Source organism: Nocardia sp. bgisy134 (assembly GCF_965341865.1).
GTDB lineage: Bacteria > Actinomycetota > Actinomycetes > Mycobacteriales > Mycobacteriaceae > Nocardia.
The window spans coordinates 147,928-168,901 of the sequence record NZ_CBDQZP010000014.1 but is presented as its reverse complement, the minus strand read 5'-3'; the positions used below and the strand labels follow the sequence as shown (position 1 = coordinate 168,901).

The window sequence follows — 20,974 nt, the reverse complement described above, 5'->3', positions numbered from 1 at the left end:
GGACCGAGCCCTACGGGGTGGTCAGGGCTTGGACCACCGCGCTGCCGAAGCTCAGATCGTTCGACGTGGCCAGTCGGACGTAGCTGCCGCCGGTGCGCTGGGCGGCGGTCTGCAGCGTCTCGGTGCCGCTGCCGCCGATCACGATGACATCGACGCGCACCGGGCGGTCCGGATCGGCGGCCGCCGCTATATCGGCGAGCAGCTGCGCGCCAGTCAGCGCGGAGTCGTCGTCAGGGCCGTCGGTGATCAGCAGCACCGAGTTGGTCCGGCCCTCGGCGTAGCCGGCCACCGCGCTGCGGTAGGCGGCGAGCAGCGCGGGGTAGGCCTGATCGGTCTTGGTCTCGGTGGCGCGGACGGCGGTCAGCGCGGCATCGATCGTCGCGCGCTGGCCGTCGGCGAGCGCGCCCGTGCGAGCCTGCACCCGGTACGGGTTGACGCCGTCGAGGCTCTTGCCGAAGGTCCAGACGCCGAGGCCGAAGTCCGGCGGCATGACGTTCATGGTGGAGCGCAGCGCGCCGAGCGCGTTCGCCAGCCGGGTGCTCGTGCCCTCGGCCGTCGACATGGACGACGAGACATCGAGCAACACCGTGGACTGCACACCGAGCACCGGGTGCGCGAGGGTGGCCCGCACCTTGTCCAGCGCGGCGCGGGACGCGCCGGGACCGGTCGGCGGCGGCACCGCGGTGAACCCCGCGGTGGTGAAGAACGGCGACTGTTCGGGGTTGCGCAGATAGTCGACGAAGAGTCCGGCGATCAGGTTCTGCGTCTGATCCACCCACGGCCCGGACATGAGCGCGGCGGGGTGATCGGCCACCGGCGCGGTGCCCACGGGCCGGAAGACGGCGACGCCGGGACGCCCCGCTATTTGCTGCTCGGTAGCGACTACCGCGTGGATGGCGGACTTCGCGCCCTGAGCCGGATCGGCGACCGCGGCGAGGGCGGTGGCGGTATCCGCGGCCTCCGGCGCTCCGGACGCCAAACCGGAGATCGCCGCGACCGCCTGGCCGGACTGCGCGCCGGCATCGGACAGCGGCTCCTCACCGGCTATGGCGGACCCGACCGCGACAGCGGCGGCCACCCTGGCATCGCCCGGGGGCAGCGCAAGCCGCAATCCACCCCAGCCGGGCAGGCCGATCTCGTCGAGCGAACCCTGTTGCAGGCGAGGCAGATCGCCCCACGCGATCCGCGCGCTCTCCAGTGCGGCGCGCACTTGCTCGGGCACGCCGAGCGCGACCGGGGTGCCCGCGATCGGACTCGGTTCGCCCGCAACGAGTCCCGGCACGCGCATGGTCTCGACGGCGCGCGAGGAATCCGGAATCCACAGCGCGGGTTGCGGTCCCAGCGCCGGGTTCCATTGGCCGCCCGCGCGGAATGCCTCGGCGATCTCGGCCGAGGGCCGAGCGGTCACTGTGACGCGCGCGCAGTGATCGCGCACCTGCGGCTCGGTCGCGTTGTACTTGTCGGCGATGGCGCGCACCGGCGCCTCGAGGTCGGGATCGACGGTGACGAACAGCGTCGCGGGTCCCTCGACGCAGTCGGCGGCCGCCGCGTTGTCCCGGTCCGCGGCCCGGTCACTGAACTGGAACCAGGCGAAAACCGCGGCCCCGAGTAACAGCAGAGCGACCACCGCAATAACCGGACCTTTGCTGATACCTCGAGATCTGGTCCCGCTGCGATGAGTGCCCACGGCGGATCAGTGTATGGTCACCGCCAGTTCGCCCGCCCGGCGAGTCCACCAGTTCGGCGGGCGACGCACGCGAGCCGCCGACGCTGTCGTACGTCGGCGGCTCGCGGCGGTCATTCGCGGATCATCCGCCCGCGGTCGAACTCGTGCCCACCCCACACGCCGGACTGGCCGGTCTCCGCGGCGAAATCGGCGCAGGCCACTCGGATGGGGCAGCTCGCGCAGATGGCCCGCGCGTAGTCGAAGTCCTGGGACGGGTAGGGGAACCAGGCTTCGTGATTCGGGTCACCACGGCACGCGGCCCGGTGCCACCCTCGGGTGTCCGAGAGCGGCAGCAGGTCGGCGAGCGTCGACTCGGTCCCGGTCGGTGCTGTTCGGACGGTCATTGATCCTTACTCCTCTCTCGGTTCTCAGGCGCTCGCCAGTTGCTTCCAGATCTGGCGCTGCCGTTTGGCCAGGTGATCGGGCGCCTTCGGCTCCCACAGCAGTCGCATGCCCGCCTCTTCGGGCGTGCGGTCGGCCTTGAGCGTGTTGCACGGGGCGCAGGCCGCGATCAGGTTGCTCCAGGTGTTGGGCCCGCCGCGGCTGCGCGGCCGGATGTGGTCGACGGTGCGGGCCCACCCGGCGCAGTAGCCGCACCGCTGCGCGTCGCGTCGCAGCACGCCCGCCAGGGTGGCGCGACTCTCGTCGTGCACCCGGGTGGTGTGCTCGATGTACACGTAGCGCAGCAAGCGGATGGTCTCCGGCAGCGCGATCTCCATATGCCGCGACCGGACCGGGAAGTACGGCTCCCTGTCGGCGACAGATTCGGCGGCGCCGCTGATCAGCAGCACCACGGCGCGTTCGGCGGCGACCTCGTCGAGCGCATCGTAGGAGGCGTTGAGGACGAGGACGCCCGTGTGTATCCAGTTGTCGGCGGTCACCGCCGCCGGATCGGCGGCACGGCGGAACATCATGGGGATCACCATGTTTCGTGGAGGAAGTGGAAGATTCGGCGGAGCGCGGCGCGGCGCTCTCGATGCGGGAACCGGTGGGGTCAGCGACCGGCCGGGAGGTGGCCTGCCGCGCCGCCGTCGCCGCGCGACGGCTGTTCGTTCTCGACGATCGAGAACCGCTGTACGGCTTTGCTGTTCGCCGAATACCCGATCATCGGATGCACGGGCCACCTCCTCCTTCCAGGTACTCGTCGGATCGCCCCGCCGATCGGGGCGATCATCGTGGAATCACATGGTGGCACAGGGAACCCGCGTTTGTCGGGTCATTTTTTTCGGGCGGTGCGAGCCTTCAGACCGCGTGCAACGCGGCCGCGCCGAAGGACACGTCGAACCGGTCGCACCAGATCGAGACGCTGGTCAGGACGGTGAGATCGACATCGGCCGGTATGGCGTAATTCTGGCTGCCCCTGTTGCCTTTGAGCTGGCCGAGATCGGTGTGGCGACCGTCGTCGAAGACGCCCCAGCCCGCCCTGCCTTCCAGCACCGGTGCGTCGGTGAGCCAGACGTGCAGGTCGGGTCCGTCGGAGGTGTCCAGATCCGCCAGGCGCAACACCCGGCTGCCGTCGGCCAGCTGGAGGACGCTGACGGTGCCCGACGTGCCGTGCTCATGGGAGATGAAGGTGCCCGTGGCAAGTGCGCGCGGCGGCTGCGACCCCGGGTCGATCTGGGGCATGCTGCCGGGTGGCGCGACCACGGTAGGGGCCGCCTCGTCGACGGTGGTGTCCGTGACGAGCCGCCATGGCTCGAAGAAGGCGAGCGCCGCGCCGAGCACGAGCACGATCAGGACCGTGAGCACCCAGGTGAGCGGGGAGCGGGCGATCGCGCGCATCGACGCCATGACTGTCCTTCCTGTCGTGCGGGCGCGGCATGGCGCCCTGCTTCCATCTCGAGAACGCAGCCGAATCGCGCCCCTGTTCATCATCACCGAACAGGGGCGCGTCGTTGACCGGTTTCACCCGAGCGGAGTGTGTCCGAGCAGAACGTGTCCGCTGAACAGGGTCTGCTTGGCCCGCGGCAGCGGATGGAACAGGCAGCCGTGCACGTCGCGGTAGCGCATCTCCAGCTCGCTGCTGCGCGAGTAGCCGACGCCGCCGACCGTCTCGATGGCCAGTCGCACGGTCTCGATCACCGCGTCCGCCGCGACGGTTTTGCGGCTGAGGGTGCGCGCCGCGTAGGCGTCGGTGTTGGCGAACCCGAGGTTCTCCGAGCCGGCGAACATGGCCTCCACCAGATCGGCCGCGGTGGTGTGGGCATTGGACAGCTCACCGGCCAGCTGCACGATGTGCGGATCGCCGCGCCCGGCCACCAGATCGAGCGCGGTGCGCACCGCGCCGTCGGCGATGCCGAGGTACGCGGCGAGGACCAGCGGCATCGCCGCGCCGATCACCACGTTCAGCAGCGGCGGCCAGACCTCGGCGGGCCGGATCAGGGAGATGGCGGCATCCGGCACGAACACGCCGTCCAGCACCACCGTGTGCGAGCCGGTCGCACGCAAACCCAAAGTGTCCCAGGTCTTCTCGATGTTCACCCCGGGCGCCTGCATCGGTATCGCGCAGTGCAGCACCTGCGGGCCTTCCGGTCCGTCCTCGTAGCGCACGCTGGTGACGAGCACGGTGCCGACCTCGCAGCCGCTGGCGGGCGCCTTGCGGGCGTGCACCAGATAGCCGCCGTCGACCCGCTCGGCGCGGCCGTTGGAGCCCACCCAGTCCGAGGCGCCGGTGCTGACCAGCAGCGCGCCGTCGACCACCTTCTGGAACAGCGCGGTGGCGTCGGCGCCGTGCTTGTGCCGCCACACCTGGGTGGCGACCAGGTGCGCGTGCATGGCGAACGCCACCGCGGTGGACGGATCGTGGCGGCCGAGCTCGCGCAATATCTCGCCCATGTCGCGGTGCGTGGCGCCTCCGCCGCCGTGCTCGGTGGGCACCAAGGCGGCCGAGAGGCCCGCGCTGCGCAACAGGTCGAAGGCGGCCACGGAGATCTCGCCGGTGCGGTCGCGGTCGGCGACCTCGGCGCGCAGGGTCTCGCCGATCGAACGGGTGCGCTCGATCCAGTCGGCGGTCGTCATGACATCGGGGGTAGCGGTAGTGGTCATGTTTCGAAGCTACGAAGCCACGCGATAACCGAATAGTGCAGAAAGTGGACTGACCCGGTCCACGAGAAGGACCACGGAATCGCGAGGTGCGGCGTGACGACAACGACGGCGGGCTACGGCCAGTACTGCCCGATAGCTCGGGCCCTCGACCTGATCGGTGAGCGATGGTCGCTGCTCATCCTGCGCGACCTGCTGCTCGGCAGCACCCGCTTCAACGACCTCGCCCGCGGCCTGCCCGGGCTGTCGCGCACCCTGCTCACCAAGCGGCTGCGCCAGTTCGAGCGCGCGGGCCTGATCGAGAAGATCGGCGGCCGGTATCTGATGACCGAGGCGGGACGCGACCTGGAGCCGATCCTGTTCGGCCTCGGCGCCTGGGGCGCGCGCTGGACCTTCGGCGAACCCGACCCGGACGAACTCGACGCCGACCTGCTCGTCTGGTGGATGCACACCCGCCTGGACACCTCCTCGTTCCCCGGGGTCCGGCAGGTGCTCGCGGTGCGGTTCGACGACGATCCGCGCCGCTACTGGATCGTTGTCGAACGCGGGGCGCCCTCGGTGTGCTTCACCGATCCCGGCTATCCGGTCGATGTCACCATTCGCTCCGACGTCAGCTCGCTCTACCAGGTGTGGCTCGGCCGCATCCCGGTCTTGCACGCGCTGCGCACCGGTCGGCTCGAATTCACCGGCCCGACGGTGCTGACCCGCCGGATGCCTGCCGTCCTGCAACTGAGCCCCGTTGCGCCGTACTCGGATTCGCGCGCCGAATTGTCCTCGATGTCGGCCTGAACGGGGAGCGCGGTGGGCTAGGGATTCCGCGCGATATCGACGCGGATGGAATCGCTGTCCTTGATGACGAACACCCGATCCTGCTTGGCTTTCCACTGCTGCGGGAGCAGGTAATAGCGGTCCGAGGTGCGGATGAGCAGCCACAGTCCGCTGTAGACGTATCGGTATTTCTCGTTGGGCGCGGTCATCTCGCCGACCTGGGTGCCCGCGCCTTCGATGCCGAGACGGTCGACGCTGAACACGACGATGGCGGGGCGGTCGATGAAATGCGCTGCTTCCTGGTGCAGAGCGTCGTCCGTGCCTTTGCGCTCCGCGAAGGCGGCGGCGGCCCAGACGTAGCCGATCATGGCGACCGCGACGAGCGCGATTGTTCTGACCTGCATCACCGTCCGGCTCGGCCGCCGGATGCCGAGCGCGGCCGGGTACCGCCACAGCAGCCAGGTCGCATAGCCGATCATCGCCGCGCCCGCGATCAGCAAGAACGGAGCCTCTTCCGCGAGCGGGCCGGCGAACCGTGTCGGTATCGAGGTGAGTACGGCGACCGCGGCGACGAACAGCGTGCCCGCCGCGGCGGACAAGCGGACGTACCACCGCAGGGTGGTGCGCGGACGTCCACTTTTGAGGGCGTGCCAGACCGGCAGCTTCCGGACGGCGAGCAAGGCGAGGATCCAGAACAGGGTGGACAGCAGCGGCAGGAACATCGCTCCGACGCTGAACAGGACGTAGTCCTGTGTCGTGAATCCGAGCGTTCCTGCGGATACGCCGAAGTGTCCGAAGAAAGCCCGGCTGTACGCCCAGCCGAAGTAATAGAGCACGCCGGTGACGAATGCCACCTGCGAGGCGATGGCGCCGAGCAGGGGAAGCAGCGCGAAGGCGCGCGCGTCGCTCGCCGCGGTCACTGGGTTGGCTGGGGTATGAGCGTGGTAGGGGGCGCGACCTTATCGGTCGTCTTTCCTGGGGGAGACGGCTGGACCGTCGTCGGTGGTCCGACGGTGGGGACGGTCGTCGTCGGTCGAACGATGGGTGGGGCGGTGTTCGGAATCAGGCCCGTCGACGCGGTCGCGGGCGGCGTCGGCGCGGGAACGGTCGTGACTGTCTGTTCGGGGGAGACGGCCGTCGTCCGCGACGTGGTCGTGTCACGGTCTCCGGTGTCCTCGTCCGCACACCCGCTCGCGCCGAGAGCCAGCGCCAGCAGCGCCACAGCGATGCCATATCCGGTACGCACGATCGGAAATCCCCTCGTCGTCCGACCCACAACCTGCTCCGAAATTGTGGCACGGCACCCGACCCGTCCGGGACCGTTCGCCAAGATCGAATCCCGCCGGGACCACGACACGACGGTCCCGGCGGGCCGTCCGGCTACAGGTTGCCGACCACGTGCTCCAGTCGCCGCGCGACCAGTTCCCGCGCCTGCTCACGCAGGGCGGGCCGGTACCCGCTCGGGTAGACGGGATCGCCGGGGGCGTAGTTCTTCAGCACTTCCTTGGCGAGGGTGATCTTGTGGACCTCGGTGGGCCCGTCGGCGATCGCCATGACCTCGGCGTAGTTCATCATGTCGACGAACGGCAGGTCCTCGCTGACGCCGATGGCGCCGTGCAGGTGCAGCGCGCGCTGGGCGATGTCGTGCATGACCTTGGGCATGGCCACCTTGATGGCGGCGATGTCCTTGCGCACCTTCAGATAGTCCTGTTCCTTGTCGATGCGCCAGGCGGTGCGCAGCACCAGCAGCCGGAACTGTTCCATCTCGATCCAGCTGTCGGCGATGCGCTCCTGGGTCATCTGCAAGCCGCCGAGCGGACCCTTGCGCATCTGCCGTGACACCGCGCGCTCGCACATCATGTCGAAAGCCTTGCGCACCAACGCGACCGTGCGCATGGCGTGATGCACCCGGCCGCCGCCGAGGCGGGTCTGGGCGACGATGAAACCCTGGCCCTCGGCGCCGAGCAGGTGGTCGGCGGGGACTCGCACGTCGGTGAAGCGCAGATGGCCCTCGTGCTCGCTGAAGCCGTGCACGTGGAAGTTCTTGACGATCTCGAGGCCGGGCGCGTCCGCGGGCACGATGAACATCGACATGCCCTGGTACGGGCTGACGTCCGGGTTGGTGACGACCATGACGATGTGGAAGCTCGCGAACTGCGCGTTGGAGTTGAACCACTTCTCGCCGTTGATCACCCAGTGGTCGCCGTCGCGCACCGCGCGGGTACGGAAGAGCGTCGGGTCCGAGCCACCAGTGGGTTCGGTCATCACGTAACAGGAGCCGATCTCACCGGCCAGCAGCGGCTCCAGGTACTTCGCCTTCTGCTCCGGGGTGCCGTAGTGCGCCAGGATCTCGGCGTTACCGGAATCCGGTGCCTGGCAACCGAATACCGACGGTGCCCAGACCGAGGTGCCGAGCACCTCGTTGAGCAGCGCCAGCTTCATCTGACCGTAGCCCTGGCCGCCGAGTTCGGGGCCGAGGTGGCAGGCCCACAGGCCCTGTTCCTTCACCTTCTCCTTGAGCGGCCGCATCAGCGCCATGGCTTCGGTGTTGCTGCGGTCGTAGGGATTCGGGTAGAGCAGGTCGAGCGGCTCCACCTCGGTGCGGACGAACTCGGCGGCCCAGTCCAGCTTGTGCTGGAACTCCGGGTCGGTTTCGAAATCCCAAGCCATGATCAGCCTTTCGTGTTGTGATCGGTGACGACACCGTCCAGGACGGTGGTGGCGAGCAGTTCCGCGATCTCGCCGGGGGAGCGGCCGCCGTGCGGGCGATACCAGAAGGTCACCATGTTCAGCATGCCGAGCACGCTGTTGGTGATCACGTGGTCGGCGGTGCGCAGCAGGCCCGCGGAGTATCCCGCGTCGAGCACCTGCTGCCAGTGCGACTGAATCCGGTCGCGCAGCTCCTGAAGCTGCGCGCCCCGCTCACCGGTCAGCGCGCTCACATCGCGCAACTGGATGGCGACCTCGCGGCGGTGTTCGACGATCAGTTCGACGTGACTGTGCATCAGCTCGCGCAGCTTGGTGATCGGGTCGTCGTCGCCGCCCGTGATGCGCTCGGCCTCGGCGAGCATGAGCTGGGTGTAGTCGCGCAGGATCTGCCAGAGCAGCTCCTCCTTGGACCCGATGTGGTAGTACAGCGCCCCGCGTTGCACATCGGCGCGGTCGCCGATCTCGGCGACGCCCGTCCCGTGAAAACCCTTCTCCGCGAACAGTTCCACGGCGGCGCGAACGATGCGATCGCGTGTGTCGCCGGCCGTCGATTCCGAGGCGGGCGGGCGTCCGCGACGACGCGTGAGGCCGCTCATCGCCACGGATCCAGGATGGTCTTGCAGACCTTGTCGGCGCGGTCGGCGAACATGCGGTAGGCGGCGGGCCCCTCCGACATCGGCAACCGGTGCGAGACCACCGCTTCCGGGCGCAGTCTGCCCGCGGCGGTGAGTTTCAGCAGCGCCGGCAGTTCGTACTGGACCGAGCACAGCCCGATGTGGAACTCGAGTTCCTTGACCTGCGCGAGCGGCAGGTGGAACGGGTAGGCCCGATTCTGGCTGACACCGACGACGCTGACCCGCCCGCGGTGCCCGACCACGCTCGTCGCCAGTGCGATGGTCGCGTCGGCGCCGACCGCCTCGAGCGCGACATCGGCTCCGCCGCCGAGCATCTCGCGCACGGCCTGCTTCGGATCATCGGATTCGACCGGTTCCGCGCCCAGCTCGGCCGCCCTGGCGCGCCGGTCCGAGACCAGGTCGATGCCGAGCACCCGGGCGGCGCCCATGGCGAAGGCGGACTGCACCGCCATCAATCCGACCGGGCCCAATCCGATCACCACCACGGTGTCGCCCGGCGCGACGCGCGCCCGCCGGGCGGCGTACCAGGCGGTGGGGGCGTTGTCGGTCAACACGATCGCCGCTTCGTCGCCGATCGCGTCGGGCAGCCGCACCAGATTCCCCGTGGCGTGCGGTACCGCGAGCAGCTGCGCCTGCGCCCCCGGCAGCGAACCGCCGAGCCCGTAGCAGGCGTCGACCGGAAGCGGCTGCCGCTCGCACGCCGCGACGATGCCCGCCCGGCAGCGCCCGCAGCGGTCGCAGCCCGCCGAAGCGGGTACGAGCACCCGGTCGCCGACCGCGAGACCGTGCGCCTCGGGGCCGAGCTCCACGATCTCGCCGACCGCCTCGTGGCCGACGCCGTAGCCGGTGCCGGGCGTGAATCCGTGGCCCGCGTAGATGTGCAGGTCGCTGCCGCAGATTCCGGCCGCGGTGACTCGCACGATCGCCCCGTCCCGGCCGGGCAGCGTCGGGTCGTCGGTCTCGCCGAACGAGATCGCGTGCGGCCCGGCGTAGGTGAGTGCTTTCACAGGTGTGTCCCTTCGATGGTGAGCGTGTGCGCTGTGTCGGTCATCGCCAGCCGCCGTCGAGCGCGAGGGTGGCCCCGGTGCAGAAGGACGACGCGTCGGTGGCGAAGTACAGTGCGGCGCCGACGATTTCGTTCGGCCTGCCGACCCGGCCCAAGGCGTTGTGCTCGGTGAGCGCGGCGCGCAGCTCGTCGGGCCAGGCCTTGGCGATGTCGGTCTCGAACGGTCCGCACTGGATCGCGTTCACCCGCACCTTCGGCCCGTAGGTCTGCGCCAGACCCGCGGTGAGCGCGTTGAGTCCGGCCTTGGCCGCCGCATAGGGCACTGCGAGCGGTTCCGGCCGCGCGGCCTCGATGGAGGAGATGTTGACGATGCTGCCGCCCTCGCCCGCCGCCATCCTGGTCGCGACGAGCGCGGAGAGCCGGAACGGGCCCTTGAGGTTGACGCCGATGATCTTGTCGAACATCGCCTCGCTCACCTGGTCGAGGCTGGGATACAGCAGGGACATGCCCGCGTTGTTCACCAGCACGTCGACCCGGCCGAACTCCGCGTAGGCGGACTCGACGAGCGCGTCGCACCGGTCCCACTCGCTGACGTTGCAGGCGACCGGGAGCGCCCGGCGGCCGTGCGCGTTCTGCACCTCGTCGGCCAGCGCGACGCAGCCCTCCAGTCGACGGCCCGCGATGACGACGTCTGCTCCCGCGGCGGCGAAGGCGAGCACCATCTCCCGGCCCAGACCCCGGCTGCCGCCGGTGACCAGAACGACCTTGTCGGTGAGCGACATGGGCGCCCCTCTCGCAGCTGAAATGTTCCGATCAGTACATTAATTGCGGTGAGCGTTAGGATCAAGGGGTTGTTCGGCCGACCGCCGACACCGCGTGACGCGCCGATCGATCGACCCCGATCCACGGCGTGGCGAAATATCGCGAGCAGCCCTGGCGTTCACCCGACGCACTCGGCGTGCGCTGGCCCTCCGCAGGGAATGGGCCTACCGGCGGGTAACCTAAAACCCGTCTTTTCCACCCGGCTTTCTCAGAAGTGAGGCAGTAGATGACAGAGCGGATTCAGGTCGGCGGGCTCCAGGTGGCCAGCGTTCTCCACGAGTTCGTCGAGAACGAGGCGCTTCCCGGTACCGGCGTAGATTCCGCCGCGTTCTGGGCGGGCGCCGAGCAGGTGATCAACGACCTCGCTCCGCGCAACCGCGCCCTGCTGGCCGAGCGCGACGCGATCCAGGGCAAGCTCGACGCCTGGCACGCGGAGCACCCCGGCGCGAACTACGACAAGGCCGCCTACAAGAGCTACCTGACCGACATCGGCTACCTGCGCCCCGAGCCTGCCGACTTCCAGATCGAGACCGAGAACGTGGACGCGGAGATCGCGGTCACCGCCGGTCCGCAGCTGGTGGTCCCGGTCATGAACGCGCGCTTCGCGATCAACGCCGCCAACGCCCGCTGGGGCTCGCTCTACGATGCGCTCTACGGCACCGACGCCATCTCCGAGGCGAACGGCGCGGAGAAGGGCACCGGCTACAACAAGGTGCGCGGCGACAAGGTCATCGAGTGGGCGCGCAACTTCCTCGACGACTCCGTCACCCTGATCACCGGTTCGCACATCGGCTCCACCTCCTACAAGATCGTCGACGGCGAGCTGGAGGTCGGTCTCGAGGACGGCACCGAGATCGGTCTGGCCGACCCCTCGCAGCTGGTCGGCTACCTCGGTGACCCGGCTTCGCCGAGCTCGGTGCTGTTGAAGCACAACGGCCTGCACATCGAGATCCAGATCGACCCGAGCTCGCCCATCGGCAGCACCGACACCGCGGGCGTCAAGGACGTCGTGCTGGAGTCCGCGGTCACCACGATCATGGACTTCGAGGACTCGGTCGCCGCGGTCGACGCCGAGGACAAGGTCCTCTGCTACCACAACTGGCTCGGCCTGATGAAGGGCACGCTCGCCGAGAAGGTCACCAAGGGCGACAAGACCTTCACCCGCACCATGAACCCGGACCGCGTCTACACCGCGCTGGACGGTTCCGAGCTGGCGCTGCACGGCCGTTCGCTGCTGTTCGTACGCAACGTCGGCCACCTGATGACCTCCGACGCCATCCTCGACGCCGAGGGCAACGAGGTGCCCGAGGGCATCATGGACGGCCTGATCACCTCGCTGATCGCCAAGCACTCGCTCAACGGCGACACCGAGCTGAAGAACAGCCGCACCGGCTCGGTCTACATCGTGAAGCCGAAGATGCACGGCCCCGACGAGGTCGCCTTCGCCAACGAGCTGTTCGGCCGCGTCGAGGACGTCATCGGCCTGGACCGCAACACCCTCAAGGTCGGCATCATGGACGAGGAGCGCCGCACCACGGTGAACCTCAAGGCCTGCATCCAGGCGGCCAAGGAGCGGGTCGTGTTCATCAACACCGGCTTCCTCGACCGCACCGGCGACGAGATCCACACCTCCATGGAGGCCGGGCCGATGGTCCGCAAGGCCGACATGAAGGCCCAGCAGTGGATCCTGTCCTACGAGGACTGGAACGTCGACACCGGCCTGACCGCGGGCCTGCCCGGCAAGGCGCAGATCGGCAAGGGCATGTGGGCCATGCCGGACCTGATGGCCGACATGCTGGTTCAGAAGATCGGCCACCCGAAGGCGGGCGCCAACACCGCGTGGGTGCCCTCGCCGACCGCCGCCACCCTGCACGCCACCCACTACCACCTGGTGGACGTGTTCAAGCGGCAGGCCGAGATCGCCAAGGGCGGTCGCCGCGCCACCGTCGACCAGATCCTGGAGATCCCCGTGGCCGCCGAGCCCACCTGGACCGCCGAGGAGAAGCAGCAGGAGCTCGACAACAACTCGCAGTCCATCCTCGGCTACGTGGTGCGCTGGATCGACCAGGGCGTCGGCTGCTCCAAGGTGCCCGACATCAAGGACGTCGGGCTCATGGAAGACCGCGCGACCCTGCGCATCTCGAGCCAGCTGATGGCGAACTGGCTGCGCCACGGCATCGTCACCGCCGACGAGGTGGTGGCCAGCCTGGAGCGGATGGCCCCGGTCGTCGACCGCCAGAACGCGGGCGACCCGAACTACCGCGCGATGGCCGCGGACTTCGCGGGCAGCATCGCCTTCCAGGCCGCCAAGGAACTGATCCTGGAGGGCACCAAGCAGCCCAACGGCTACACCGAGCCCATCCTGCACCGCCGCCGCCGCGAGGCCAAGGCGCTGGCTTGCGTGTAATACGCTGAGCGACGAACGAATCCCCCGGTCGACCGAGTCGGCCGGGGGATTCGTGCGTTACAGAGCCGGTGCGAGAGCCTTGCTTCGGGCAGCACCGAGCGGTCGGGCTCGCCCGAGCGCTGACGACAACCGGCCGGTCGATGACGTCGACGAGTTCGTCCATAATTGCGAACGGCTGTCGAGGACGGCGAACATCGACCCCACCCGGCTGTATCGGAACCTCGACTCTCCTGCGTTGGACACAGCCGAGTGACGAATTCCCCCGATTCACAGCCTCGCGGCGGGGGCGCCGCGGCGCCGTGGGCGCAGCTGGTACAGGCGGTACCAGGCCAGTGCCAGGAAGACGATGCCCAGGACAGCGACGATTCCCATGTCGGCGAACCACGTTCCGAGGGAATGTTTCCACAGCGGGTCGGCGGCGCCGTCATGCGGTGAGAGGGTGTCGAGGTCGAGCGTGGCTGCTCCCGCGGCGAACCCCCACCGAGACGGCGATATGTAGGACAGTTGTTCCAGGAAGAATGTGCCGGGGAGCCGCACCAGCCCGCCAGTGAGCACCAGTTGCGCCATCGACAGCACGATCAGCAGCGGCAGCGTCTTCTCCGAGGTGTTCACCGAGACCGAGACCAGCAAGCCCAGCGCCAGCGACGTGATACCGAGCAGCGCCATCGCCAGGATCAGCTCCACCTCGACCGAGGTGAACAGCCCTGTGGGCGGCATATCCACGCCAATGGTGCCGATCAAGACCAACACCACCGCCTGAATGGTGGTGATCACCCCCAGCACCAGCATTTTCGACATCAGATAGACGCCCGCCGACAGGCCTGCCGCGCGTTCTCTTCGGTAGATCGTCTGCTCCTTGACGATCTCGCGAATCGAGTTGCCGGTGCCGACGAAGCATGCGGCGAACGCCAAGATCATGAGCTTGGTCGGTGCGTCGATGTTGGTTCCCGGCTCCCCGGCGAACCCCTGGCCCGGCGGCACCGCGGCGATCAAGCCACCCAGCAGCACGGGCATCACGCCGAGCAGCGCCAGATAACTTCGGTCCGAGGCGATGACCGCCAGGTATCGACGGCACAACGTACTGAGCTGACTGAGCTTGGACTGCGGCGCGGGCGGCGGCACCGGTGGGCGCACCTGCGCCGGGCCGATCTCGTCGGTCAGTCCGACCGCCACGTACTGCTGGAAATACGACGACTCCCGGAACTCGCCGGCCCAGTCGCGGTCGGCCTCGCGATCGAATGCCTGGAACACCTCGGCCCAGGTGCGCTGCCCGAAGTGCCGCAACCCCTGCGCGGGTGGACCGTAGTAGGCCAGCTTGCCGCCGGGCACCAGGACCAGCAGGCGGTCGCAGGAATCGAGATTGGCCACGCTGTGCGTCACCACGATGACGGTCCGCCCGTCGTGCGCGAGTTCGGACAGCATTTCCATGACCGTTTTGTCCAGGCCCGGGTCGAGGCCGGAGGTCGGTTCGTCGAGGAACAACAGCGACGGCTTGGTCAGCAACTCCAGCGCGACGTTCACGCGTTTGCGCTGTCCGCCCGAGAGCCTGTCGATGCGGGTCTCGGCATGTTGCGCCAAGCCGAGTTCCTCGAGGACCTCGTCGACCCGCTGCTCGCGCTCCTCCTTACGCGTGTCGCCGGGGAAGCGCAGTTCGGCCGCGTAGAGCAGCGCGCGCCGGGTCTGCAGCTGGTTGTGCAGGATGTCCTCCTGAGGGACCAGCCCGATTCGATGCCGGAGCTCGTCGTAATTGGTGTACAGGTCGCGTCCGTCGTAGCGGACCGTCCCCTCGGTCGCAGGCCGCAACCCGGTGATCGCGCCGAGCAGCGTCGACTTACCCGCCCCAGAAGGCCCGATGACGCCGACGAGCGAGCGATGCGGGATGGGGAAGCCCACCCCGTCCATGATCACCTTGCCCTCCGGCGTCCGCACGATGAGGTTCTGCACCGAGACCGACACGTCACCGGTGTCGACGAACTCGCGCAGTTCGTCGCCGACCAGCCGGAACGTGGTGTGTCCCATGCCGATCGAATCGGCTTCGACAAGCTCGGCGATCTCGACCCTGGCGCCGTTGACGTAGGTGCCGTTGTGGCTGTCGAGGTCGACGATCCGGTACTTGCCTTCGCCGATCACCTGCAGCTCGGCGTGGTGACGCGAGACCATGAGGTCGGGCACGACGATGTCGTTGTCGGCAGCGCGGCCGATCCGAAGCGAGCCCGACGTGATCTGGACTACCGCGCTGGGGTGGGCCGCCGGAGGTGCCGATCGCGAGACTCGCCGGGGCAGGCCCGGTTCGAACTTCGTGACGGTTGGTTCGTCGTGGAGCCGGTAGCCGGGATCGGGGACGACCATCGTGTCGCCACCACCATCGCCATCGGATTCGTGAGCGGGTGGCGCTTCCACCGAGCAGGTCAGCTGCTCCCCATCCTTGGCGTGGCCCAGCTGGAACGTCTCGTCTCGGTCGATCACCATTCGCTCGACGCGGTGACCGTCGAAAAAGGTGCCGTTGAGGCTGCCCGCGTCCTCTATTTCCCAACCGTCCGAGCCCCGCTCCAGAACGGCGTGCAACGAAGATACGCGCGGATCGGTCACAACAATGTCGGCCGTCGGATCGCGACCGACATTGTATGCGCCTCCGGCGCGCAGCCGATAGACGCGTTCCCTCGTCTGCACCACCAGAACGGGTGCGTCGGGGAATTCGATGGAGGACTGGTCATCCGCCATGAAGGGAGTATACGACGGACCCGCAGGGCCGCCGCAAGAGTCGATCGACCCGTGATCTCGCGGCCGCCGGTCTCGTGCGCCCGTACTCGCCGACCGATCAAAGACGTGTTTACCAGCGCAAATAGGCCCCCATCGTGCAACGGCAAGCGCGTCAGGACCGGTGGAACCCGGCGGTCGGCGCCTCGACAGGGCCGCTCTGCCGCGGTCGGGCGAAATGCGTCTTCGCTGTTCGAATTCGATCACGGCGAAACGGCTTCGTCGTCGACCCCGCGGTCCGATGTACTCCATTCGGCGGTGCAAGCGAACTTCTCATATTCGGCGTGACGCGATGGCATTTGTGCAGATGATTCATGTGTAAGAATTCGACCATTTCGGAGCGCTCGGGTACTGCTCGAGCGCGCATCCCCTGACGAGCCATGAGGCGAAGCGAATGCGAGCGACAGTTCACGAGAAGTTCGGACCCCCGGACGTGCTGTCCCTTCGCGAGGTCGATCGACCAGTACCGGGACGGGGTGATGTCCTGATCGAGGTGCATGCCACGACGGTGACCGCGGCCGAGATTCTGATGCGGCGGGGACGACCACTGTGGGGCCGGGTCGTCCTGGGACTGAGCCGCCCACGCAGGAAGCTCCGGATACCGGGGTTGGAACTGTCCGGAGAGATCGTGGCCGTCGGCGCGGACGTCGAACGATTCGTGCCGGGCGACCAGGTATTCGGATTCACCGGCTTCGGCGCCGGGGCATGCGCGGAGTACAAATGCATGCCGGAAACGGCATCCTTGGAACTCAAACCGGCCAACACGACCTACGAGCAGGCCGCCGCCGCGGTCGACGGTGCGACGACGGCGTTGTACTTCCTTCGCGATATCGCGCGCGTCCGAATGGGGCAGCACGTTCTGATCAACGGTGCATCGGGAAGCATCGGGACCTATGCGGTGCAGCTGGCGAAGCGCTTCGGCGCCGAAGTCACCGCGGTCTGCAGCGCCAAGAACGCGGAGCTGGTCGCGTCGTTGGGCGCCGACCACGTGATCGACTATGCCACAGATGATTTCACGACGCGGCGCAACACCTACGACGTCATCTTCGACACGGTGACCGCGAGCTCGTTCGGACGATGCCGAGACGCCTTGACGCGCACCGGCTGCTACGTCCCGACAACCCGACTGCGGAACTGGGTGCTCGCCGGATGGACCGCGTTGCGTGGCGGCCGGAAGGTACGGCCTGGCATGTCGATCGAGAAGCGCGCTGCTCTGGCCTTCGTCAAAGAGCTCATCGAAGACGAACAGCTGCGCATCGTCATCGACCGCAACTATCGGTGGGATCAGGTCGTCGAAGCTCACCGATACGTCGAGACCGGGCACAAACGCGGCAACGTCACGATCTCGATCACCGCCGAGACCTGACGCAGATCTGTCGCAGGTGTGGTCACCAAACGACGGTGACGGTGGTGTCGGCTGCGCATTTCGATGGTGATCGCCCCCCGGCACTCGCCGTGCAGCTCTGGTGGACGGCGCGGTGGCGAATTGCCGGTGGATTCGGCATATTCGAGCTGCGGCGCAAGCGGAAACCCCACACGCTCAACGAACCGGCGAGACTCAGGTAGAGGAAGTGGGCGACGTAGACCAACGAGCCGTAGTCGCGTGACCAGCTCCGCACCCTCAGCAGCGCGGCGATCCCCGCGCCGATCAGCAGGACGCCCAGAACGAGCGCGGGTGCTCCGAGCGGGGCGATATCGTCCTTGCAGCCGCGCGAATTCGGCGCGGGGAAGTTTCCGTCGCCCTTCTTTTCCTGGCGGAGATCGGTGGCGGCAGGCGTATTCGATTGCGGGGGAAATGATTTCGTCGGATTCGACACGATCAACTCTTTCCGGATCCTTCGACATCGAACAGCGGATTGTCCCGACCGACCGGATCGTCGAAGCGCCAGTCGCTTGCGGCGGGCGCGCGAGCGGAGCGGCCGGGGGCGATGGTCATCGACTCGTGGCCGAGCGCGCCCTGTTCGGCGACAGTCCGCGGCTGCTCGGCCAGGCTCAGCGCCGTGCGGGTCCACGACGTATCGGGCAGCGTGCGCCAGCCGACGCCGATCTCGGAAGTCGCAGGCAGCAGATCCAGGGGAGTCGCGAGCTCGTCGGCGATCTCGATTGTCGTCGTCATTTCTTTCCTCCGTACGCGGCGGATGCCCGGCGCCCGGGTTGCGTGGCGGCGGTCACGGATGGCGGGCCTTCGAGTCGTGGCTGCGTTGTCGATGGCCATCGGATCGGCAGAGGGCGTGGGCTCCTTCGCCGACGCCTACGATCAGAGTCGATGCCGGAACGGTAGACCTGCGCGCAGCTCGCGCCATAGTCTCGAGGCAACGAAGTCCATGCGGATGTTTGTCACCGGCGACAGCGCTATGCCGGGTCCCGGCGCAATGCCGCCGCCCCGTACCACTGGCACGCCAGCAACGCCATCTCGACCTCGAGCCGGTCCTCGTCCATCGGTCGACCCCGTCGCGCCACCGCTCGCGCTACCCGGTATTTCACGGAATTGGAGTGCAGGTTCAACTCCGCGGCAGCCGCCTTGTAGCTCGATCCGGTGCGCAGGAACACCCGCAAGGTCTCCCGTAACCGCTCGTCGTTGTCGTTGTCGGCGGCCAGATCGCCGAGTACGTCGCTCACCCATTCCCGCGCTTCCGCGATGTCGCCGCACAGCAGGGCCGCGGCCGACAGTCCCGGATCGGTCGCGGAGAACACCGCCGGATGGTCCGTGCCGCGTGCGAGCGCGACCGCGCGCGCGGCCTGAGCGTGTCGATGTGACCGGCGGAAACCCGCGACCCCGGCGCCGGGCGTGCCGATCGCGAAGCAGGGAACGTCCGCCCGGTCGCGTGCGAACCTGCGGACGGTGCCGACCAGGTCGGCGGGAAGCGATCGGTAGGGCAGCCAGGCCCAGGCGCTGACCCGATCGGCGGCGGCGAACAGCGGACGCGCCTCGGTGTTCGCCGCTTCGGCCAGCTCCTGCACAAACCGCCGCATCCGGGGGAGCTCGTCACCGTCGGTGCTCAGCTCCGGGTACCACAACACCAGCGCGAGGTGATGCCAGCGCAGCGGATAGCGGATCGACACGGTCGCCGCGTCGATATCGATGGCGCTCATCCCGGTCAGCACTTCGCGGACCTCCAGAGCACGGAGGCTGTTCTGGCTCTCCAGCCACTGTTCCCGCTCACCCTGGTAGGCGGCGACGACCTGCAGGGTGATCGCGTCGATGTAATCGAGCAGCGTCGTGGTGATGGTCTCCAGGACGTCGAGGCGCTGCTGCGCCGCGATGTCGGCGGCGCGCACCTCCGCGAAGACCAGTTCGCTCATCCGGCGCTGCCCGACCCAGTAGGAGCGAATCAAGGCGTTGACCGGAACATCGTGCTGGGCAAGGCGTTTGGCGTACTCGATCGCGGCGGTGGGCGCCTGGACGCGCGCGACCGGAATATCGTGGCGCAGCGCATGCACCAGTGTTTCGACATTGGCTTCCACGCTGGCGCCGAGCAGCCCCAGAGAATGCGTGTCGTCGCGCAGCTCGGCTATTTCTTTCTCGAGTTCGCGCCGGATGGTCGCGCCGATTTCGGTCACCCGCTCGTTCATCCGGGCGGCGACCCGAACAAGAGGGTGACCGAGCTCGACTGCGCCATCGCGACGAGAAGTCGTCACCCGATCATTCTATGTATCTCGCTCCGGCGCGACGCGGTCGTCCCGGAGGAGGTGATGGCCACCGGCACCGGCCGGTCGTCGTGAGTCATGCTCGCGCCCCCTCGCTGACCGGCTGTTCACTCGGCGGAGTGGGGTCGGCCGGTTCCGGCGGGGTGAAGGTGAACTGCCGCGGCAGCAGGAACGGCGTGCCGAGGAGCAGAACCCCCGCCAGAGCGATCGCTGGACGTGGCCCGGTGAGTTGCGCCAGCAGACCCCACAGCACGGTGACCACGGCGATGCCGAGGCTGGTGGTGATCGACCACGCGGCCAGCACCCGGGCGTGGCGACCGGTATCGGTGTTGTTCAACCGATGAGCGGCCAAGACAGGGTTGAAGATGCTCGCGCAGAGGATCAGCCCGAACTCGGTGACCATCACGAGCACAAGCCCGGTCAGGCCTGGCTGGATGAACGCCAGCCCGAGTGGCCAGCAGGCACGTAGCGTGCCGAAGACCCGCAACACCGTCCGTTCGCCACAGCGGGAAGCGATATGGCGGGCGAGTCGTGACCCGATCAGGCCACCGACACACGGAACAGCGAATGCCAGACCGTACTGCCAGACCGGGAACCGAAGGTGGGAGAGCATCAGCACCGACAACAGCGGCTCGGTAGCCATGATCAGCCCGTTGACCGATACCGTGTTGAAGAAGAATCCCCGCAACGTGCGGTGGGCGAGGATGTATCGCCAGCCCTCCACGATGTCGCTCCATCGGCGCGTCGCGGTCTTGCGCGGATTCGGGGGCTGCTCGGGTTGTCTGATCGCGGTGATGCCGAGCGCCGAGAGGAGGTAGCTCGTCGCATCGATGACGAGCGTGGTCACCGGCCCCAGCACCCCGATGGCCGCGCCGCCCACGGGCGGTCCGATGATCGTGGCCGACCAGGTGGTGGACTCGAAACGACTGGTGGCCACCAGAATTCCGTCGGCGGCAACGATGGTCCTGAGGTACGCGCCGCTGGCGGCCGCGAACGCGATTTTCGCCGCCGCGGCGACGATGGCGACCACCAAGAGCTGCGCGAAGGACAACACGCCCAGCCAGTAGGCGAGTGGTATGGATGCCAGCGCCGCGAATCGAATGACATCCGTGGCGATCATGATCGGCCGCTTGGCGCGAAACTCCATCCACGGCCCGAGCGGGACCGCAAGCAGCGCCCCGATCGCGAGCCCGGCCGACGACAAGGCCGCCACTTCCGCCGAGCCTGCGTGCAGGACCGTGATGGCAACGACGGAGAAGGCTCCGAACCCGAGCCCGGTCCCGTAGGCGCTGACCGCGTAGGCGGCCCACAACCACCCGAAGGCCTCGCCCAGTTTCGCCTTCCGCCCGATATACGGCACTCGCTTCGCTCCGCTTCACACCTCGTGCGACAACGCTTTGTTGCCAGGGAGATCGAAGCCGGTCGATGGGCGCTGCCACCAACAACAGAGCGAG

At 68.2% G+C, this 20,974-nt stretch carries 19 protein-coding genes; 3 read left to right on the top strand and 16 right to left on the bottom strand.

The window, feature by feature from the left end:
* Nucleotides 1–10 precede the first annotated feature (10 nt).
* The 6 genes from ACRWNM_RS24285 to ACRWNM_RS24260 form a co-directional block, all read right to left on the bottom strand.
* Nucleotides 11–1,627: a VWA domain-containing protein gene (locus ACRWNM_RS24285; protein ID WP_431970379.1), complete on the bottom strand. Its 1,617-nt coding sequence runs from the start codon at nt 1,625–1,627 to the stop codon at nt 11–13.
* A gap of 170 nt (nt 1,628–1,797) precedes the next feature.
* The gene (locus ACRWNM_RS24280; RefSeq protein WP_431970378.1) at nt 1,798–2,070 is read right to left on the bottom strand and encodes a WhiB family transcriptional regulator; all 273 of its coding nucleotides are present in this window, start codon (nt 2,068–2,070) and stop codon (nt 1,798–1,800) included.
* 24 nt (nt 2,071–2,094) lie between these two features.
* Entirely contained in the window at nt 2,095–2,640 is a 546-nt protein-coding gene (locus ACRWNM_RS24275) for an HNH endonuclease (protein ID WP_431970377.1), read from the bottom strand.
* Between the two features lie 80 nt (nt 2,641–2,720).
* Nucleotides 2,721–2,843, bottom strand: coding sequence for a hypothetical protein (locus ACRWNM_RS24270; RefSeq protein WP_431970376.1), 123 nt, complete (start codon nt 2,841–2,843; stop codon nt 2,721–2,723).
* A gap of 125 nt (nt 2,844–2,968) precedes the next feature.
* On the bottom strand, nt 2,969–3,517 hold the full coding sequence (locus ACRWNM_RS24265; RefSeq protein WP_431970375.1) for a DM13 domain-containing protein: 549 nt from the start codon (nt 3,515–3,517) through the stop codon (nt 2,969–2,971).
* Between the two features lie 114 nt (nt 3,518–3,631).
* The gene (locus ACRWNM_RS24260; RefSeq protein ID WP_431970374.1) at nt 3,632–4,771 is read right to left on the bottom strand and encodes an acyl-CoA dehydrogenase family protein; all 1,140 of its coding nucleotides are present in this window, start codon (nt 4,769–4,771) and stop codon (nt 3,632–3,634) included.
* A 93-nt stretch (nt 4,772–4,864) separates the two neighbouring features.
* On the opposite strand from ACRWNM_RS24260, the gene ACRWNM_RS24255 reads away from it, so the two are divergent.
* A complete protein-coding gene (locus tag ACRWNM_RS24255) occupies nt 4,865–5,557 on the top strand; it encodes a winged helix-turn-helix transcriptional regulator (protein ID WP_431970373.1) in 693 nt (230 codons plus the stop codon).
* Between the two features lie 17 nt (nt 5,558–5,574).
* Here ACRWNM_RS24255 and ACRWNM_RS24250 read toward each other — a convergent pair whose 3' ends face one another.
* From ACRWNM_RS24250 to ACRWNM_RS24230, 5 genes are all read right to left on the bottom strand, one after another.
* A complete protein-coding gene (locus ACRWNM_RS24250; protein ID WP_431970372.1) occupies nt 5,575–6,456 on the bottom strand; it encodes a hypothetical protein in 882 nt (293 codons plus the stop codon).
* A gap of 460 nt (nt 6,457–6,916) precedes the next feature.
* Complete coding sequence (locus ACRWNM_RS24245; protein WP_431970371.1) at nt 6,917–8,206, bottom strand: acyl-CoA dehydrogenase family protein; 1,290 nt, start codon at nt 8,204–8,206, stop codon at nt 6,917–6,919.
* A 2-nt stretch (nt 8,207–8,208) separates the two neighbouring features.
* Nucleotides 8,209–8,847: a TetR/AcrR family transcriptional regulator gene (locus ACRWNM_RS24240; protein ID WP_431970370.1), complete on the bottom strand. Its 639-nt coding sequence runs from the start codon at nt 8,845–8,847 to the stop codon at nt 8,209–8,211.
* Nucleotides 8,838–9,887 (bottom strand): zinc-binding dehydrogenase, encoded by a 1,050-nt coding sequence (locus tag ACRWNM_RS24235; RefSeq protein ID WP_431970369.1) that lies wholly within the window; start codon nt 9,885–9,887, stop codon nt 8,838–8,840. Before ACRWNM_RS24235 ends, ACRWNM_RS24240 begins: the two co-directional genes overlap by 10 nt.
* Before the next feature lie 40 nt (nt 9,888–9,927).
* On the bottom strand, nt 9,928–10,668 hold the full coding sequence (locus tag ACRWNM_RS24230) for an SDR family NAD(P)-dependent oxidoreductase (RefSeq protein WP_431970368.1): 741 nt from the start codon (nt 10,666–10,668) through the stop codon (nt 9,928–9,930).
* 266 nt (nt 10,669–10,934) lie between these two features.
* Here ACRWNM_RS24230 and ACRWNM_RS24225 point away from each other — a divergent pair, with 266 nt between their 5' ends.
* Entirely contained in the window at nt 10,935–13,115 is a 2,181-nt protein-coding gene (locus ACRWNM_RS24225; protein WP_431970367.1) for a malate synthase G, read from the top strand.
* Between the two features lie 267 nt (nt 13,116–13,382).
* On the opposite strand, the gene ACRWNM_RS24220 is transcribed toward ACRWNM_RS24225, so the two are convergent.
* Nucleotides 13,383–15,836, bottom strand: coding sequence for an FHA domain-containing protein (locus tag ACRWNM_RS24220; RefSeq protein WP_431970366.1), 2,454 nt, complete (start codon nt 15,834–15,836; stop codon nt 13,383–13,385).
* A gap of 430 nt (nt 15,837–16,266) precedes the next feature.
* Between ACRWNM_RS24220 and ACRWNM_RS24215 the strand changes: the two genes are divergently transcribed.
* Nucleotides 16,267–17,238, top strand: coding sequence for an NAD(P)-dependent alcohol dehydrogenase (locus ACRWNM_RS24215; RefSeq protein WP_431970365.1), 972 nt, complete (start codon nt 16,267–16,269; stop codon nt 17,236–17,238).
* A gap of 22 nt (nt 17,239–17,260) precedes the next feature.
* On the opposite strand, the gene ACRWNM_RS24210 is transcribed toward ACRWNM_RS24215, so the two are convergent.
* From ACRWNM_RS24210 to ACRWNM_RS24195, 4 genes are all read right to left on the bottom strand, one after another.
* A complete protein-coding gene (locus ACRWNM_RS24210) occupies nt 17,261–17,689 on the bottom strand; it encodes a hypothetical protein (RefSeq protein ID WP_431970364.1) in 429 nt (142 codons plus the stop codon).
* Nucleotides 17,690–17,691: 2 nt separating this feature from the next.
* Nucleotides 17,692–17,988, bottom strand: a complete 297-nt coding sequence (locus tag ACRWNM_RS24205; protein ID WP_431970363.1) for a hypothetical protein — start codon at nt 17,986–17,988, stop codon at nt 17,692–17,694.
* Between the two features lie 236 nt (nt 17,989–18,224).
* On the bottom strand, nt 18,225–19,511 hold the full coding sequence (locus ACRWNM_RS24200) for a PucR family transcriptional regulator (RefSeq protein WP_431970362.1): 1,287 nt from the start codon (nt 19,509–19,511) through the stop codon (nt 18,225–18,227).
* 85 nt (nt 19,512–19,596) lie between these two features.
* Nucleotides 19,597–20,880 carry an MFS transporter gene (locus tag ACRWNM_RS24195; RefSeq protein ID WP_431970361.1) on the bottom strand — a complete coding sequence of 428 codons (1,284 nt, stop codon included), beginning with the start codon at nt 20,878–20,880 and terminating at the stop codon, nt 19,597–19,599.
* Nucleotides 20,881–20,974 lie beyond the last annotated feature (94 nt).

What these genes read in the sequence shown, in the direction of transcription:
- ACRWNM_RS24205 (WP_431970363.1), bottom strand. Translation starts at nt 17,988, where the DNA reads ATGACGACGACAATCGAGATCGCCGACGAGCTCGCGACTCCCCTGGAT.
- ACRWNM_RS24265 (WP_431970375.1), bottom strand. Translation starts at nt 3,517, where the DNA reads ATGGCGTCGATGCGCGCGATCGCCCGCTCCCCGCTCACCTGGGTGCTC.
- ACRWNM_RS24215 (WP_431970365.1), top strand. Translation starts at nt 16,267, where the DNA reads ATGCGAGCGACAGTTCACGAGAAGTTCGGACCCCCGGACGTGCTGTCC.
- ACRWNM_RS24260 (WP_431970374.1), bottom strand. Translation starts at nt 4,771, where the DNA reads ATGACCACTACCGCTACCCCCGATGTCATGACGACCGCCGACTGGATC.
- ACRWNM_RS24245 (WP_431970371.1), bottom strand. Translation starts at nt 8,206, where the DNA reads ATGGCTTGGGATTTCGAAACCGACCCGGAGTTCCAGCACAAGCTGGAC.
- ACRWNM_RS24275 (WP_431970377.1), bottom strand. Translation starts at nt 2,640, where the DNA reads ATGATGTTCCGCCGTGCCGCCGATCCGGCGGCGGTGACCGCCGACAAC.
- ACRWNM_RS24230 (WP_431970368.1), bottom strand. Translation starts at nt 10,668, where the DNA reads ATGTCGCTCACCGACAAGGTCGTTCTGGTCACCGGCGGCAGCCGGGGT.
- ACRWNM_RS24225 (WP_431970367.1), top strand. Translation starts at nt 10,935, where the DNA reads ATGACAGAGCGGATTCAGGTCGGCGGGCTCCAGGTGGCCAGCGTTCTC.
- ACRWNM_RS24220 (WP_431970366.1), bottom strand. Translation starts at nt 15,836, where the DNA reads ATGGCGGATGACCAGTCCTCCATCGAATTCCCCGACGCACCCGTTCTG.
- ACRWNM_RS24280 (WP_431970378.1), bottom strand. Translation starts at nt 2,070, where the DNA reads ATGACCGTCCGAACAGCACCGACCGGGACCGAGTCGACGCTCGCCGAC.